This is a genomic window from Saccharospirillum sp. (assembly GCF_039982735.1).
In the GTDB taxonomy this organism is placed as follows: domain Bacteria; phylum Pseudomonadota; class Gammaproteobacteria; order Pseudomonadales; family Natronospirillaceae; genus Saccharospirillum.
Genome location: NZ_JBDWXV010000023.1, coordinates 62,808 through 78,492, shown reverse-complemented (window position 1 = coordinate 78,492; position 15,685 = coordinate 62,808). Strand labels below are relative to the sequence as shown.

General features: G+C 57.2%; 18 protein-coding genes. 13 read left to right on the top strand and 5 right to left on the bottom strand.

Annotated features, from left to right (window positions below):
• Positions 1-66: 66 nt before the first annotated feature.
• A complete protein-coding gene (gene yihA, locus ABJT94_RS19300) occupies positions 67-714 on the top strand; it encodes a ribosome biogenesis GTP-binding protein YihA/YsxC (protein ID WP_348474359.1) in 648 nt (215 codons plus the stop codon).
• 15 nt (positions 715-729) lie between these two features.
• Here the strand turns inward: yihA and ABJT94_RS19295 are convergent, their stop codons facing one another.
• Entirely contained in the window at positions 730-1,641 is a 912-nt protein-coding gene (locus tag ABJT94_RS19295; RefSeq protein WP_348474358.1) for a MaoC/PaaZ C-terminal domain-containing protein, read from the bottom strand.
• Positions 1,642-1,847: 206 nt separating this feature from the next.
• On the opposite strand from ABJT94_RS19295, the gene ABJT94_RS19290 reads away from it, so the two are divergent.
• Genes ABJT94_RS19290 through ABJT94_RS19280 form a run of 3 tightly spaced genes read left to right on the top strand, consistent with a single transcriptional unit; the run spans position 1,848 to position 3,703 of the window.
• Positions 1,848-2,108: a YheV family putative zinc ribbon protein gene (locus ABJT94_RS19290; protein ID WP_348474357.1), complete on the top strand. Its 261-nt coding sequence runs from the start codon at positions 1,848-1,850 to the stop codon at positions 2,106-2,108.
• Positions 2,109-2,143: 35 nt separating this feature from the next.
• Complete coding sequence (gene purE / locus ABJT94_RS19285; protein ID WP_127559544.1) at positions 2,144-2,608, top strand: 5-(carboxyamino)imidazole ribonucleotide mutase; 465 nt, start codon at positions 2,144-2,146, stop codon at positions 2,606-2,608.
• A gap of 3 nt (positions 2,609-2,611) precedes the next feature.
• Positions 2,612-3,703, top strand: coding sequence for a 5-(carboxyamino)imidazole ribonucleotide synthase (locus tag ABJT94_RS19280; RefSeq protein WP_348474356.1), 1,092 nt, complete (start codon positions 2,612-2,614; stop codon positions 3,701-3,703).
• A gap of 3 nt (positions 3,704-3,706) precedes the next feature.
• On the opposite strand, the gene ABJT94_RS19275 is transcribed toward ABJT94_RS19280, so the two are convergent.
• Positions 3,707-4,315 carry a hypothetical protein gene (locus ABJT94_RS19275; RefSeq protein ID WP_348474355.1) on the bottom strand — a complete coding sequence of 203 codons (609 nt, stop codon included), beginning with the start codon at positions 4,313-4,315 and terminating at the stop codon, positions 3,707-3,709.
• Between the two features lie 187 nt (positions 4,316-4,502).
• The gene (locus tag ABJT94_RS19270; protein ID WP_348474354.1) at positions 4,503-5,822 is read right to left on the bottom strand and encodes an MATE family efflux transporter; all 1,320 of its coding nucleotides are present in this window, start codon (positions 5,820-5,822) and stop codon (positions 4,503-4,505) included.
• Between the two features lie 340 nt (positions 5,823-6,162).
• Here ABJT94_RS19270 and coxB point away from each other — a divergent pair, with 340 nt between their 5' ends.
• The 4 genes from coxB to ABJT94_RS19250 all read left to right on the top strand — a co-directional run bounded on the left by coxB (position 6,163) and on the right by ABJT94_RS19250 (position 10,485).
• Positions 6,163-7,293 (top strand): cytochrome c oxidase subunit II, encoded by a 1,131-nt coding sequence (gene coxB, locus ABJT94_RS19265; RefSeq protein WP_348474353.1) that lies wholly within the window; start codon positions 6,163-6,165, stop codon positions 7,291-7,293.
• Between the two features lie 11 nt (positions 7,294-7,304).
• Positions 7,305-8,891, top strand: coding sequence for a cytochrome c oxidase subunit I (gene ctaD / locus ABJT94_RS19260; RefSeq protein ID WP_348474352.1), 1,587 nt, complete (start codon positions 7,305-7,307; stop codon positions 8,889-8,891).
• 26 nt (positions 8,892-8,917) lie between these two features.
• On the top strand, positions 8,918-9,484 hold the full coding sequence (locus tag ABJT94_RS19255; protein WP_127559136.1) for a cytochrome c oxidase assembly protein: 567 nt from the start codon (positions 8,918-8,920) through the stop codon (positions 9,482-9,484).
• 89 nt (positions 9,485-9,573) lie between these two features.
• Positions 9,574-10,485 (top strand): cytochrome c oxidase subunit 3, encoded by a 912-nt coding sequence (locus ABJT94_RS19250; protein ID WP_348474351.1) that lies wholly within the window; start codon positions 9,574-9,576, stop codon positions 10,483-10,485.
• A 54-nt stretch (positions 10,486-10,539) separates the two neighbouring features.
• Here ABJT94_RS19250 and ABJT94_RS19245 read toward each other — a convergent pair whose 3' ends face one another.
• Positions 10,540-10,758 carry a DUF2909 domain-containing protein gene (locus tag ABJT94_RS19245; RefSeq protein ID WP_348474350.1) on the bottom strand — a complete coding sequence of 73 codons (219 nt, stop codon included), beginning with the start codon at positions 10,756-10,758 and terminating at the stop codon, positions 10,540-10,542.
• 54 nt (positions 10,759-10,812) lie between these two features.
• Here ABJT94_RS19245 and ABJT94_RS19240 point away from each other — a divergent pair, with 54 nt between their 5' ends.
• The 5 genes from ABJT94_RS19240 (at position 10,813) to ABJT94_RS19220 (ending at position 14,806) form a co-directional block, all read left to right on the top strand.
• Complete coding sequence (locus ABJT94_RS19240; RefSeq protein WP_348474349.1) at positions 10,813-11,553, top strand: SURF1 family protein; 741 nt, start codon at positions 10,813-10,815, stop codon at positions 11,551-11,553.
• Between the two features lie 42 nt (positions 11,554-11,595).
• Positions 11,596-12,177 carry a hypothetical protein gene (locus ABJT94_RS19235; RefSeq protein WP_348493940.1) on the top strand — a complete coding sequence of 194 codons (582 nt, stop codon included), beginning with the start codon at positions 11,596-11,598 and terminating at the stop codon, positions 12,175-12,177.
• Between the two features lie 61 nt (positions 12,178-12,238).
• On the top strand, positions 12,239-13,255 hold the full coding sequence (locus tag ABJT94_RS19230) for a COX15/CtaA family protein (protein ID WP_348474347.1): 1,017 nt from the start codon (positions 12,239-12,241) through the stop codon (positions 13,253-13,255).
• The gene (cyoE, locus tag ABJT94_RS19225) at positions 13,248-14,150 is read left to right on the top strand and encodes a heme o synthase (RefSeq protein ID WP_348474346.1); all 903 of its coding nucleotides are present in this window, start codon (positions 13,248-13,250) and stop codon (positions 14,148-14,150) included. The genes ABJT94_RS19230 and cyoE overlap by 8 nt, the downstream gene beginning before the upstream one ends.
• Positions 14,147-14,806, top strand: a complete 660-nt coding sequence (locus ABJT94_RS19220; RefSeq protein WP_348474345.1) for an SCO family protein — start codon at positions 14,147-14,149, stop codon at positions 14,804-14,806. Before cyoE ends, ABJT94_RS19220 begins: the two co-directional genes overlap by 4 nt.
• Here the strand turns inward: ABJT94_RS19220 and ABJT94_RS19215 are convergent.
• Positions 14,803-15,660 carry a cobalamin-binding protein gene (locus tag ABJT94_RS19215; RefSeq protein WP_348474344.1) on the bottom strand — a complete coding sequence of 286 codons (858 nt, stop codon included), beginning with the start codon at positions 15,658-15,660 and terminating at the stop codon, positions 14,803-14,805. The two genes, ABJT94_RS19220 and ABJT94_RS19215, sit on opposite strands and share 4 nt — an antisense overlap.
• Positions 15,661-15,685 lie beyond the last annotated feature (25 nt).

Genomic DNA, 15,685 nt, shown 5'->3' with positions numbered 1-15,685 from the left:
ACAGCCCAACCTCAGGACCTGATTTCAGGTACACTGCCGGTTTTTAACCCCGTTGAGAGATTCCCAATGTCGGTTTTGCGATTTGATTCCGCCCGATTCCTGACCAGTGCCCAGCATTTGCAACAAAGCCCTCCGGACAGCGGTGCTGAAGTGGCCTTTGCGGGTCGCTCGAATGCGGGTAAAAGCAGTGCAATGAATGCGCTGACGCGCAATTCCAAACTGGCCCGAACCTCAAAAACGCCGGGCCGCACCCAGCTGATCAACTACTTCTCGCTGTCGACCGAGAACTGCCGCCTGGTCGATTTGCCAGGGTACGGTTACGCCAAGGTCAACCGGGACATGAAGGAAGACTGGGAGAAGAACATCGGTGAGTATTTGGCCGATCGCCACAGCCTGAAGGGTATCGTGCTGGTGATGGACGTGCGTCACCCGATGACCGAGTTCGATGAGATGATGGTGCGCTGGGCAATCCAGACACAAATGCCGTTGCGGGCCCTGCTGACCAAGAGCGACAAACTGAAGAAGGGCCCGGCCAAGACCACCCTGATGAAAGTGCGTAGCCAGTTACAGTCGCAAGCCAACTGGCTTTCGGCTCAGTTGTTCAGCTCGCTGAAAAAAGACGGAGTTGCGGAGCTGGAGGGTTGGTTACGGGAACAGATGGAGCCTGAGCCTGCACCGGAAGCGAGTCAGGAAAACCCCGATTCGCAGGTTTAGTACCCACCGGCTTCATCAGCAGATGTAAGAGCCCGTTACCAGAACGCGTTTCTTGCTATCGATCAGACTGAATTGATCAAGGGTGCAGATCAGCGTCAGTTTGGCGGGTTGTGGCACTGGCCGTTTGAATTCCATGGTCAGGCTGCGGACCGAGCGGCGCCAGTGAGTTCCCAGGGTTGCCAGCAGCAGATTGGCGGTGCACAGACCCTGCACAAAGGACCCTGAGTGACCCAGCAATCGAGCCCCGATGCTTGAGATATGAAGCGGGTTCAAATCGCCGGACAGTTTCCCGTACTGACTGCCCAGACGCCGGCCAATGGACACCGGTATCTGATCAGCCACCGGGTTATCGATGGCAATGTCGCTGCGCTCTGCCTGGGGCACTTTTACATGCTCGGACGACAGTTGTGCGACGAAATCTACCGGCAAGCCTCCGACGTACAGTTCGTCTTCAAGCTGCATGATTTCCCGACCCCGAACATCTCGCACTTCAGACCGGAAGATCAGTGCCACAGAGCGGCTTTTTAACGGTCTGGCTCCCATATAGCGGACGTTAGTGGTGTAGTGAGCATTCACTTCAAAGCCATCGGTTGAGGTTAGCAGCAGGTGGCTGCGCAGGTGCATGATGCGGCTGAACTTGATGCCCAGGTCTTCCAGTACCTGCATCAGCGCCCAAACACCGGCCGGAGCGCTGTAGGTAAAGGCCTGGGGCGCCGTGCTCTGGTAATGGAACACCTTGTGCCAGCGTTCGGTGGTTTTCTCGGTCAAATACCAGTTGGTTTTCAGCGGCGCGAGCTGGGCACCGAGGTTCAATGACTCGTCGGCTTTCAGGCTCTGGAACACTTTCATGTAGAACCGGGTGGCGTAACCCAGCGATGAAGAAGAGGTGGGTGTCTGAAACCAGCGGGTTTTTAATTTGTCGGACATGGTGTCACCATCCATGGTTCGGCGAACGGGGTTCTGCAAGGCGACGGGTAATCTGCCCTTGCGCGCCACCCACACAAAAGCACAGGTGACAGCGACTTAGTTTAGCACAGGAACCTCAGTGGCTGACGAGGTGTTTTGACCGAGCGGTCGACAATGACGCTGCTGTGTCACTTCCGTATAATCGCGATTTTAAGAGGCAGTTGACTATGACGGTTCGATTCATCGCCGGTGCGGTGTGCCCCAAATGCGGCACCATGGACACCCTGAAAGCGGGTTACGAGCATGAGGGTGCCATCATGGTGCGCGAGTGCGTCGACTGCGGCTATGTCGATCGCATCAGCCAGACCCATCAGAGTGTTGATGAAATAAAGACCCGGGTCACGCCGCCACCGCCCAAACCGGAGGTTGAAGCAACCCCGGTTAAAATTCTTGATCCCACCTCACCCGCTAAGGATGACTCCCAGTGACGCAAAACGCCCCGGCTGTAACCGTTGGCATCATTATGGGGTCCCAGTCCGACTGGGCCACCATGAGCCACACTGCCGACACCCTGACTCAGTTGGGGATCGCCCACGAATGCAAGGTGGTCTCGGCGCATCGCACGCCTGACTTGCTGTTTGACTACGCGGAATCGGCGTTTGACCGTGGCCTGAAAGTCATCATTGCGGGCGCGGGCGGTGCAGCTCATTTGCCCGGCATGTGTGCCGCCAAGACGCATCTGCCGGTGCTGGGCGTTCCGGTTCAGAGCAGCATGCTCAGTGGTGTCGATTCGCTGCTCAGCATTGTGCAGATGCCGGCCGGCATACCCACCGGTACGCTGGCCATTGGCAAGGCCGGTGCCATTAATGCCGCCCTGTTGGCTGCGAGTATTCTCGCCAATGAAAACGCCAGCGTGCGTGCCGCTTTGCTGAAATTTAGAAGTGACCAGACCGACCGGGTGCTGGCCAATCCGGTTCCGGGGGACTGACGCATGCGCATTGGAGTCATAGGCGGCGGCCAACTGGGCCGCATGATGGCGTTGGCAGCCGTGCCACTGGGCATTCGCATGGCCTTTCTCGACCCGGCCAAAGGCGCTTGTGCTGCTGACCTGGGCCCTCTGGTTGAAGGCGCTTACGATGATCACTATGCCATTCGCGAACTCTTGAAAATGTCGGATCGGGTCACCTTCGAATTTGAAAGCGTGCCGCCCGAAACGGTGGCCTTTATTGCTGACCAAGTTCCGGTTTATCCCTCCGCCAGGGCGCTGGAGACGGCCCGTGATCGCTGGCTGGAAAAGAACCTGTTTCAGCGCCTGGATATTCCCACCGCGCCCATAGCCGACATTACCGATCAGGCGGATCTCGACCGCGCTCTGGATCGGCTTGGCCTGCCCGCCATTCTAAAAACCCGAACGCTCGGCTACGACGGCAAAGGCCAGAAAGTGTTGCGCACGCAAGCGGATGCCGCAGACGCCTTTGCTGAGCTCGGCTCGGTGCCACTGATCTTCGAAGGCTTTGTCGACTTTGATTACGAGGTCTCCTGCCTCGGTGTGCGGTCGGCATCGGGCGAACTCGCCTTTTACCCGCTGGTGCGCAACGAACATCGCCAGGGCATGCTGTACCGGTCGCAACCGGTGGCCGAGCATCCGCTGCAAAGCCAGGCGGAAACCGCGGTCGGCCAGGTGATGGCGGCGCTCGACTACGTTGGCGTGCTGGCTTTTGAGTTTTTTGTGGTCGGTGATCGCTTGCTGGCCAACGAGATTGCGCCCCGGGTTCACAATTCCGGCCACTGGACCATAGAGGGCAGCACCTGCAGCCAGTTTGAAAACCATATTCGTGCCGTGGCTGATCTGCCGCTGGGCCGGTGCCGGGCTTCCCAGCCGGTGGCGCTGTACAACCTGATCGGAGCGCTTCCGGATCGCGCTGCCATTCTGGCGATACCCGGCGCCCACTGGCACGATTACGGCAAAGACCCGCGCCCGGGTCGCAAGATCGGCCATATCACCATCACCGCCCCCAGCGAGGCGCAACTGCAGGAACGCTGCCAGCAGGTGGAAGCCTTGTTGGTCAACGACCTGGGTTAACCACTAGCGACTCCACGACAAACGCACGCCATGTCGGGAGGCCAGGCAGGGGTAGGGTGGTTGCTGCTGCCTGCTCTTGCCCCTGGCGCCGGTGGTGTCAAAAGACGATGGCTGTTTCTCGATGATTTCCATAACGGCAGCATCCAGCTCGTTGGCGTAAGCATCACCTATCAGGGTGTGTACCAGCAGATTCGACAGGGATGTATCCCAGCTAAGCGCGGCGCAATGGGTGTGAAGCCGGCGTCGGTCGTGCCATTCCTCGAGCAGGCGGTGGCCAAAGTACACCTTGTCGAGAATGCCCAGAATGCCAAAGGCCAGACGTCCCGGCTCCAGGCTGGAAAAGAATTCGGCAACCAGGTCGTACAGGGGGTCGAAATCGCCGGCGTTTTTATCGTTGGCGGTGGCGTTCCTGGCTTCTTCCAGCAAGATAGGCAACAAGCGGCAATACTGGATCAGCATGGCGGTCAGTCGCCGTTCGGGCGTACCGTGTTCCACCACCAGCAGTGCCGGATGTTTGCGGTGAAAAACAGCGATAAAACGCTGCAGACTTTGCTCTCCTTCCGTGGCGGCCAATGCTTTATCCAGGGCATTATCAATGCAAGGTGTAGACATGACAGCGGGCCTTGTCGGGTGAATCGGCGAGCGTGCAGGTCTTGGGTGTCGACCGTCAATCCCTACAATGATCGCGTACCGGGAGATAATGTGGCGTGAAACCAGTGTTGGCCCTAGTGTAGCCCAGCCTGTTCATTTTGCCGTAACGGGAGCCGTCGGCAATGCGCCCTGTTGGTTGAATTCCGTTTCAGCGTGTCTGTGTCATCGGGCGTACCGAATGCCAGTAAACGGCCAGCATCCAGAGTGAGCGACCTATAAACAGTAGGCTGAACCCGAGCCAGAGGGCCTGTTGGGTTGCTGGCAGCCACTGGCTTGCCAGCACAAAGCTGAAAAATCCGAACACGACGCCGTTGCGCATCTGGGCGGTGAGGCGGGCACCAATGAACACACCATCGAGCCAGTAGGCCGTTCCAGCCAGTAGGGGCATGGCGACGACCCACGGCAGGTAGGTGCCGGCTTGCTGTTGCAGGTCTGGCTGGCTGGTCAGAATGCCGAGCAGGTTATTACCCAACAGGGCAAACACCAGCGTCAGCGCGAAAGCCAGCCCGAAAGCGCACCAGCCGGTGGTCCACAACACTTCGCGCAGCGCTTGCGGATCGCGTTGCCCGATGGCCAGCCCGACCTGGGCTTCGGCAGCAGCAGCGCTGGCATCCATACTGTTGGAAATCAGCGTCAGAAACGCCAGCAGGATGGCATTGCTGGCCAGAACGGTATCACCGAGAGCCGCACTCAGCCGGTTGAACCAGGCGAAACCCATCAGCAATAGAAAGGTACGAATGAACAAACTGAGGCTGACGCTGAAAATGCCCGCGTAGGCCGCCAGTGCCTTCAGTCGGCCGGCATCCAGACCGGGCGACAGGTGTTTCAGGGTTCGCCTCAGAGTCAGCAGTACCAGAGCCAGTGCCAGGTACTCACTGATGACGGTGCCCAGGGCAATGCCATCGGTCGTCATGCCAAAGCCGTAAACCAGGGTAACGTTCAGCACCAGATTCACCAGTTGCGCCACCGAAACGGTCACCAATGCGATGCGGGTATTTTGCATGCCCACAAAGAAACCCAGCAACATGGAGGTAAAGACCTGAGCTGGCACGCCCCAGATACGAATGCTCAGATACAGGTGCGCCTCAGCGGTAGCCGCCTCCGAGGCCTGCATGAACCCCAGCCCCATTTGAATCAGCACCGATTGTGCGGCCAGCACCGTCGCCGACAGCAAGGCGGCCACCAGGCAGTACTGGGCGAGCTGGGTGCGAATCAGCCGGGCATCATCGGCACCCTTGGCCTGGGAGGTAAAGCCGGACAACCCCATCGACAGAAAGTTGAACCCGAGGAACACAAAGGCGATGAGACTGGCACCCAGCGCGACGCCAGCCAGATAAACGCTGTCGTCGAGATGACCCAACACGGCGGTATCAACCAGCCCCAGTAATGGCAGTGACAGGTTGGCCAGCATCACCGGCCACATCAGTGCCCAGGTGTGGCGCCAGGCGTTATTGGATACACGGATCAAATCAGGCCCACTTCCGGGTAAATTTTTGAAGGGTCATAATTCACCTAAGATGTTGTTTTTACAAATAATTTCGTCTTTTCTGACTGATATTTGAACAACCCTTGGAACGCTTGATGCTTGGGTTTTAAAAATATCCGTGTTTATACTAACTCGACTCAATCTGAATCGGGTGATCCGGGAAACAAGAAAGACTCAATTCGGCACAGACCAGCCTTAGGCCGCTGCTTAGCCCTTCACTCTGAAAGTTGCTAATCAGACGCCAGCAAGCGCAGTAAAATAGGTGATCCGGCCCGACCCTGGAATCCCAATACAATAACAAGTGCAGAGGTGAAGGATGCAGATGAAGCTGCAAAGGGTATTTGTTGCCCTGACGGCGCTGTTGATAAGTTCAGTCGCGCGTGCTGACTGGACGCTCAATATGCCCCGGGGTGTGACAGACATCAGCCAGGAAGTTTACGGGCTCCATATGCTGACCTTTTGGGTGTGTGTGGTCATTGGCGTGCTGGTGTTTGGCGTCATGTTTTATTCTATGTTCAAGCACCGCAAATCCAAGGGCGCGGTATCGTCCAATTTCCACGAAAGCACCAAGGTCGAACTGGCCTGGACGCTGATTCCAGCGGCGGTTATTTTTGCCATTGGCGTGAAGGCGACATACACCCTGGCCGACATGTATAACTTCGAAGAGTCGGAAGTGACGCTTGAAGTGGTTGGTTACCAGTGGCGCTGGCGCTATCGTTACATCGATGAAAATGCCGAACAGGAAGTCAGCTTCTTCTCCAGCATGGCCACCCCGCGTGACGAGATCAACAACCGGCTCGAAAAAAACGAGAACTATCTGCTGGAAGTTGATGAACCCGTGGTGTTGCCAACTGGCACCAAAGTTCGTTTCCTGCTTTCCTCCGCCGACGTGATTCACTCCTGGTGGGTACCGGCGCTGGCCGTCAAGAAAGACGCCATCCCCGGCATCGTCAACGAAGCCTGGACCATCATCAACGAAGAAGGCACCTACCGGGGTCAGTGCACTGAATTGTGCGGCAAGGATCATGGGTTTATGCCTGTTGTCGTAGAAGCCGTCTCTCCGGAAGAATTTGAACAATGGCTGGCCGATAAAGAGCAGGAAGCCATTGAACTGGCCGAATTGAACGACCGCGAGTGGACCTTTGAGGAGCTGATGGAGCGTGGCGAAGAAGTCTATACCTCTGCCTGTGCCTCCTGTCACCAGCCAAATGGTTCCGGTGTTCCGGGTGCTTTCCCGGCACTGGCAAACAGCCCGATTGCGCTTGGCCCGGCCGAGGGGCATCTGAATGTGGTGGTTAACGGGGTTCGTGGCACGGCCATGGCCGCTTATGGCAATCAGCTGAGCGATGCCGATATGGCTGCCGTGATTACCTACGAGCGAAATGCCTGGGGTAACGACGTGGGTGACATGGTCACCCCTGTTGATGTTTACAACTTTAAAGCTGGCGAATAAGGAGGCATGACATGACGACTGCAACCCATGATCATGACCATGATCACGAACACCACGGGCCGGCTAAAGGCCTGACTCGCTGGCTCTATACCACCAACCACAAAGACATCGGTACCATGTACCTGTGGTTCAGTTTCGCGATGTTCCTGTTGGGCGGCTCCTTCGCCATGGTGATTCGCGCCGAGCTGTTCCAGCCCGGTCTGCAACTGGTGCAGCCGGAATTCTTTAACCAGATGACCACGATGCATGGCCTGATCATGGTCTTTGGTGCCGTTATGCCAGCGTTTGTTGGCCTGGCGAACTGGATGATTCCGATGATGGTCGGCGCGCCGGACATGGCGCTGCCGCGTATGAACAACCTGAGTTTCTGGATTCTGCCGTTCGCTTTCGCGATGCTGGCCAGTACGCTGTTCATGGAAGGCGGTGGCCCCAACTTCGGCTGGACATTCTACGCGCCGCTGTCGACCACCTACGCGCCGCCGAGTGTGACCTTCTTCATCTTTGCTGTGCACATCATGGGCGCCAGTTCCATCATGGGGGCCATTAACATTGTTGCCACCATTCTGAACATGCGCGCCCCCGGCATGACGCTGATGAAAATGCCACTGTTCGTCTGGACCTGGCTGATCACCGCCTATCTGCTGATTGCCGTAATGCCGGTTCTGGCCGGTGTGGTCACCATGATGCTGATGGACATTCACTTCGGCACCGCCTTCTTTAACGCGGCCGGTGGTGGTTCGCCCGTTCTGTTCCAGCATATTTTCTGGTTCTTCGGGCACCCTGAAGTCTACATCATGATTCTGCCGGCCTTCGGTATTGTCTCGGCGATCATTCCGGCCTTTGCCCGCAAGCGCCTGTTCGGGTACAGCTCAATGGTGTACGCGACGGCCTCCATTGCGTTTCTGAGCTTTATTGTCTGGGCCCACCACATGTTCACAGTCGGCATCCCCTTCCTGGGTGAGGCCTTCTTTATGTGGGCCACCATGCTGATCGCGGTTCCGACCGGGGTGAAGGTTTTCAACTGGGTAACCACCATGTTCCGGGGCTCGATGACGTTCGAAACCCCGATGCTGTTCGCCATTTGCTTTGTGGTGCTGTTCACCATCGGTGGCTTTTCCGGGCTGATGCTGGCAGTTGCACCGGCTGACTTCCAGTATCACGATACCTATTTTGTGGTGGCTCACTTCCACTACGTGCTGGTGCCGGGAGCCGTGTTCTCGATTATGGCCGGCGTGTACTACTGGCTGCCCAAGTGGAGCGGCAAGATGTACAACGAAACCCTGGGCAAGGTGCATTTCTGGCTGAGCTTCATTGGGGTTAACGTCCTGTTCTTCCCGCAGCACTTCCTGGGTCTGGCCGGCATGCCACGTCGTATTCCGGATTACGCCTTGCAGTTTGCCGATTTCAACATGGTGTCGAGCATCGGCGGTTTCCTCTTTGGTGCCAGCCAGTTGCTGTTCCTCTACATCGTGGTGCACACCATTGTGGCGGGCAAGCCGGCACCGGCGAAACCCTGGGAAGGAGCTGAAGGTCTGGAATGGACGGTCGATTCACCGGCGCCGTATCACACCTTTTCAACGCCGCCAAAAATTGACTGAAGCGGTTTAACACCGGGAGAGCCAGTATGAGTGATGCCGACAACGCACGCCCCAGCCACACTCGCATCATCGTCAAGATGGTGTCGGTCGTGTTTGGTATGCTGGCCTTCGTTTTTGTTGGCCTGGTGCCCATGTACAACCTCATATGCGAGTGGACCGGTATTACCGGTCGCACCAATGAGGCGTCACTGGTGCAGGATTACGTGGTCGATGAAAACCGCAGCATCAAGGTGCAGTTTCTGGCGAACAACAATGCCGACATGCCCTGGCAGTTCCGCCCAATGGTGAAGACCATCACCGCCAAACCCGGTGAAGTGGTTGAAGTCAGTTACTTTGCCAAAAACGCAACCCGACGCGACATGACCGCTCAGGCGATACCGAGCTTGTCACCTTTTGAAGTGACGCCCTATTTTCACAAAACAGAATGCTTCTGCTTTAACCAGCAGCCGCTGACCGCCGGTGAAGATGTGGAGATGGCGCTGGTGTTCCAGATCGACCCGGATCTGCCAGCCTGGGTACAGACCATCAGCCTGAGCTACACCCTGTACGACGTCAGTAGCGAACAGCAATCGGCAGCCGTTACCTTTCAATAAGGCCGCCCACCCAAATAACCGGGAGCGTCAGCCGCCGCTGTGTCGGAGCTGACCAACCCCACAAGAACAAGAACAGGATGGAGAGTGCGATGTCCAGCAATGCCGCGACAAGCAGTACAACCCATGAGCACTATTATGTGCCCGCGCAAAGCCGTTTACCGGTGTGGATGGCCTTTGGCATGTTCCTCACCGTTTTCGGTGCCGGGAATATGATGAACGACATGTCCTCCGGTGCCGAGAGCTCCAGTTCACACTGGTGGTTCTTCGCCGGTGCACTGGTGTTCGCCGTGGTGATGTACAACTGGTTCAGTAAGGTTATTCGCGAAAACCACGCTGGCCTGAACAGTGCCCAGCTGAAGAAATCCTATGTCTGGGGCATGGGCTGGTTCATTTTCTCGGAAGTGATGTTTTTCGCCGCCTTTTTCGGAGCCCTGTTCTACGTTCGCAATTTTGTAGGTCCCTGGCTTGGCGGTGAGGGCGACAAGGGTGTCACCAACTACCTGTACCCGGGCTTTGAGTTCAGCTGGCCAATGCTCAGCAACCCGGACAATGGCCTGTTTCAGGCACCGGAAGCGGTCATTCATGCCTTTGGTCTGCCTCTGATCAACACCATCATCCTAATCGCCTCAAGCATTACGCTTACCGTTGCGCATCACGCTTTGCGTGCCGGACACCGCAAACAACTGAATATCTGGCTCGGTATTACCGTCGCATTGGGGATCATCTTTCTGTTCTTTCAGGCGGAAGAATACATTGAGGCGTATCAGCACCTGGGCTTAACGCTGGAGAGCGGCATCTACGGGTCAACCTTCTTTATGCTGACCGGTTTTCACGGCGCTCACGTGACCATTGGTACCTTCATGTTGGCGGTGCAGCTGGTACGGTCAATTCGGGGTCACTTCAAAGCAGAAGATCATTTCGGGTTTGAGGCATCGGCCTGGTACTGGCACTTTGTCGACGTGGTCTGGCTGTGTCTGTTTGTATTGGTCTACTGGATTTAACGGCAGGCCCGGTTTTCTGACGGAGCCTGTTCCGGGCTCCGTCGATTCACTGCCTCAGTAGCGTCCGCTCCAGGGTGCACCCTGAGTCAGCTCGCCAGTCATATAGCCATACACCAGCACGATGACAATCATGACGGCCAGACTTACCCTGACGGTCAGCAGTTTGACCATTCGTTTTGACTCCGGCTCGTCTTTGAACAAGGCCACCAGGGCACCGCTCAGTGACAGCAACATGGCAATGATCAGCACCACCATGATGACTTTTAGCAACATATTTCTGGCTCCTGATAGATTGGGTTGGTTTGGTTACGGAATTGACGGCACGTTATGACATTCAAGCCCGGTGTGGCGCTTACGATCTTTGTAGCGGTTTTCTTGCCGCTGTTCATTGCGCTGGGGTACTGGCAGCTTAACAGAGCTGAACAGAAAACCCAGCTGGAAGCGCAGTTGCAGGCGCGCACCGTCATTGAACCACTGACAGAAAGCACTCGCCCCGTTGATTACCAGCACTATCGACTGCGCGGCGAACTGGACATCGACAAAGCCTGGCTACTGGATAATCGCACCTGGGAAGGCCGGGTAGGGTACGAAGTCTGGGTGCCACTGGATGCCGGAACCCGCTGGTATCTGGCATCGCTCGGTTGGGTACCGGGGTCGGCCGACCGGCGACAGTTACCTGATCTGACACTGCCACCGGGTACCAGAGACTGGGTCGGGCAATGGCGTCCACTGAGTGACAGCATTGTTCTGGCGGATACCCCACTGACCGATGCGTGGCCCCAGGTTATTCAGGCCATAGCGCCGCAGGCAATGGCGGAAAAAATGCAACGCCAGCCGCCGGCGGGTTTATTACAATTGACCGCAGGTCAGCCGGGTGTTGGTCAGATCAACTGGACACCCTCGGTGATGTCGGCCGATATGCACACCGGCTATGCCCTGCAGTGGTTTGCCATGGCCATTGCGCTGGCAGGCATGTATGGCTTCGCTGGGCTTCACTTTGGCAAGCGACACCGGCAACAACAAACAAACAGTTCGAGCTCTGTCGAGCAGAACTCTACCCCCAAGTGACACCGGCATTCTGATATTCAGAATCGCCGAGCGGAGAAGATGATGACTCAATCCACTCAGATGGCACCGCGCAGCAACGGTTTTAACAAGCTGCAAATGCTGGTGATACTGCTGACGCCCTTGCTGGTGATGGCGTCGTCGACGTTGCTGTATTTTTCCGGCTGGCTGACACCGGATGAACGGGTCAACAAGGGCATTTTGCTGACGCCGGTGCTGCAACTTGAAGACCTGGGTCTGAAGTTGGAGTCGGTCAATCCCGATCGCCAGTGGCTGATGGTGCAGACCTCGGCGAGCTGTCAGGCAGACTGCGAACAGCAGGCCTATCTGCAACGCCAGACGCATGTGGCACTGGGCAAGAATGAACCGCGTATGAAGCGACTGCTGTTATCCCGCACCGCCGGGCTGGAGGGGCTGACTGAACAGTATCCGGGCCTTGAGCTGCACCCGCTGACGGACGTGTCCGACGCATTCCGCGAACAGGTGCCAGCGCAGTTCAGCGACCAGAACTATGTGTTCATTGTGGATCCGCTGGGGAATATCCCGTTGTATTTCACGCCCGGAAACACCTTCAAAGATCAGCTGGATGATCTGAAAAAACTGTTGAAGTTGTCGACGATTGGTTAGTCACTGAGGCCCGGGGCAGGGTGAGGCCCCAGTGCGATCGAACAAGAAAAATGAGGAATGGATGGTGTCTAGTTACGGTGTAAAACCTGGCTTCAAGCTGGCGGCCTTTGCCACCCTTTTTGCTATTTCAGTGGTGGTTCTGGGCTCGTTTACCCGGCTGGTGGATGCGGGTCTGGGCTGTCCCGACTGGCCAACCTGTTACGGCCACGTTTGGGCACCTCAAACCGACGAACAGATCAGTCGCGCCAACGAGGCCTTTCCGGAAATACCGGTCGATCTGGAAAAAACCTGGCCGGAAATGGTGCATCGGTATCTGGCCTCTTTGCTTGGCTTGCTGATTCTGATTCTGGCGGTGGTGTCGTTCCGTCACCGTCACCGGCCAGAGCAACCCTTTAAATTGCCATTATTGCTGCTGTTCATGGTTATTCTGCAAGGCGCCTTTGGCGCCTGGACGGTAACGCTGAAACTCTGGCCCCAGGTGGTGACCGCGCACCTGATGGGTGGCTTTGCCACCTTTACGCTACTCTGGTTGCTGACCCTGCGTTTGCGGGGAGCGCCCACTGGGTTGCGATTCTCAAGCGCTCCGCGTCAGCTACCCAGGGTGTTGGCGGCGCTTACCCTGGCAGTCGTCATCGGGCAGGTGTTTCTCGGCGGCTGGACAACGTCCAACTATGCCGCGCTCGCCTGTCCGGATCTGTTTACCTGTCAGACCCAGTGGTGGCCGGAAGCCGATTATAGTGCGGGGTTTGATCTGGCACATCCCATTGGGCCCAACTACCTGGGCGGGCATCTTGATATCCCGGCCCGTACGGCCATTCATATGGCTCACCGGATTGGGGCTATCATTACCACGGTGATGTGTCTGTGGCTGATCTGGCGACTGGTCGCCATTCGCTTTGCCGGCCTCGCCAGTGCACTCTTGCTGATTCTGGTGGCGCAAGTCACACTGGGCCTGAGCAACATCTTTTTTGGTTTGCCGCTGACGGTGGCGGTGTTACACAATCTGGGCGGGGCGCTGTTGTTAGCAACAGTAGCGACCGTCAATTTCACTTTGTACCGAGAGGCCAAGCATGTCTAAAACAATAACGGCCCCTGTCAGCCCCCGAGCCTGGCATGACTATTACGAGATGACCAAGCCCAAGGTCGTCATGCTGATGCTGATTACCGCCTGGGTAGGGATGGCACTCGCCCCGCAGCAGGGTGCTGCCGGTCTGGTCAACTGGGTGTTTGGCACGCTGGGCATTGCTGCCCTGGCGGCCGCGGGCGCTGCGTTCAACCATCTGGTAGATCACAAAATCGATCAGCTGATGGCCCGTACTCACCGACGCCCGGTCGCCACCGGCCGCGTTAGCCAGCGCAATGGTCTGATCTTTGCGTTTGGTCTGACGCTGACCGGCTTTGCCGTACTGATGGTGTTCGTGAACGCCTTAACGGCCTGGCTTACCCTGGCTTCAATGGTGGGCTATGCGGTGATCTACACCGGCTTTTTGAAGCGGGCCACGCCACAGAACATCGTCATCGGCGGGCTGGCGGGTGCCATGCCACCGTTGCTGGGCTGGACCGCTGTTTCCGGCAGCATTGGCGCCCTGCCGTTGTTGCTGGTGCTGATCATCTTCGCGTGGACACCGCCACACTTCTGGGCTCTGGCAATACATCGCATCAAGGATTACCAGAACGCCGACATCCCGATGATGCCGGTCACCCATGGCATTCAATACACTAAAATCCACGTCTGGCTCTACAGCTGGTTACTGCTGGCGATCAGCCTGTTGCCCTTCGCCACTTTGAACATGGGGCCTGTTTACGCGATTTGTGCGCTGGCACTGGGGTTGCGTTACTTGCAGTGGAACTGGTGGTTGTTGATGGATCGTAAAGTCGATGCTGCCTGGGGCTCGTTCAAGTTTTCGATCACCTATTTGCTGTTACTATTTGTGGCCCTGCTACTGGATCATTCGATCAGGACCTTTCTATGACCACTGAGACCCTGCCAGCGTCGCCCAATCGTCGAATTCTATGGACGTCTCTGGCCTTGTTTGGTCTGGTGGCGGTGGTGTTTGCCGGGTCTATCTACAGAACGGTCAACGCCTCGCCTGATCTCAAAGCCGAGCTTGAGCGACGCGATACCCTCTATTTCGACACAGTGCGCGAGGTGCCGGTGGTTGAGCTGGTCTCGCACCAGGGGGAAGCTTTCTCAACGGCCGATCTCAATGGCCAGTGGCACGTGATCAATTTCGGATACACCTTCTGCCCCGATATCTGCCCGACCAATATGACAGACATGGCCCAGGCATACCGGACGCTCACCGAGCAGGGGCTTTCCGACCAGGTGCGGATGTGGATGGTCACCGTTGACCCGGCGCGCGATACACCGGAAGTGCTGTCTGAGTATGTGCCTTTCTTCCACCCCGAGTTCACCGGCCTCACCGGTGATGTCGCCGACCTGCAAACTCTGGCACAGCAGCTGAATACGCTGTTCTACCCTGAGGGTGAAGGCGAGGTGTATACCGTTGCCCACAGCGACAACATCGCCATAATAAACCCTGAAGGGAAATACCGGGCGCTGCTGCGGCCGCCACATACCCCGAGCCAGATCGCTGAAGTGATGGCCTTGCTGGTCGAATACGACTAGTCCATCCGCTCCCGAACCTGATCCATTGCCGCACAGAGTTTGGTTGCCCCGCTGACCAGGGCGGGGACGGGCCGGTGCATGGTGTCCGGGTCGGTTTCCAGCAAGGCTTGGTTGGCAACCGCCTGCAACTGCGGCCACTGCTGCCAACTGGTGTCATCACCCGAGGTAACAATCACCTCCGGGTTTTTGTCGATCACCGCCTCCAGGCTGACCTGGGGCGAGGGCATCGGCAGATCAGCGAAGACGTTAACCCCACCGCACATCTCGATAATCTGGCTGATAAAGGTTGCTCCATTCAATGTAATCAGCGGGTCGTGCCAGACCTGATAAAACACCTGCAGCGCAGCTTTTTCACCGTACTTCCGGGTCAGGTGTTCGATGTCGGCGCTGAACCGGTCGGCCACCCGGTTGGCGCTCTCTTCCCGGCCGGTCAGCTGGCCAAACTGGCGCAAGGTACGTTCAATATCGGCAAAGGTTTGCGGGTCGGAGGTGAACACCGGATAACCCAGGGCTCGTAACCGGCTGATCTGGTCGCGATTGCCACCGCTGGTAAAGGCGATCAGCAGGTCGGGCTCGAGCGACACGATGGCCTCCGTATTGAGGGCGTTGTAGTCGCCCACCCGGGGCAGTTCCTGTGCCGCAGGCGGGTAGTCGGCATAGGCAACGGTGGCCAGAATCAGATCACCGGCATCAATGTTGTACAACAGCTCGGTGGCATGGGGGACCAGACTGACGATGCGCTGGGCAGGCCGGTCGAGTACCAGGGTGTCGCCAACATCGTCGACGAGTTGGATATCGGCCCATAACCAGGGGGTAAACACCAGCGTCACAAGGCCGGTTACTAACGGTTTCATCAAAGAATGCTCCCTAACGCGAGGA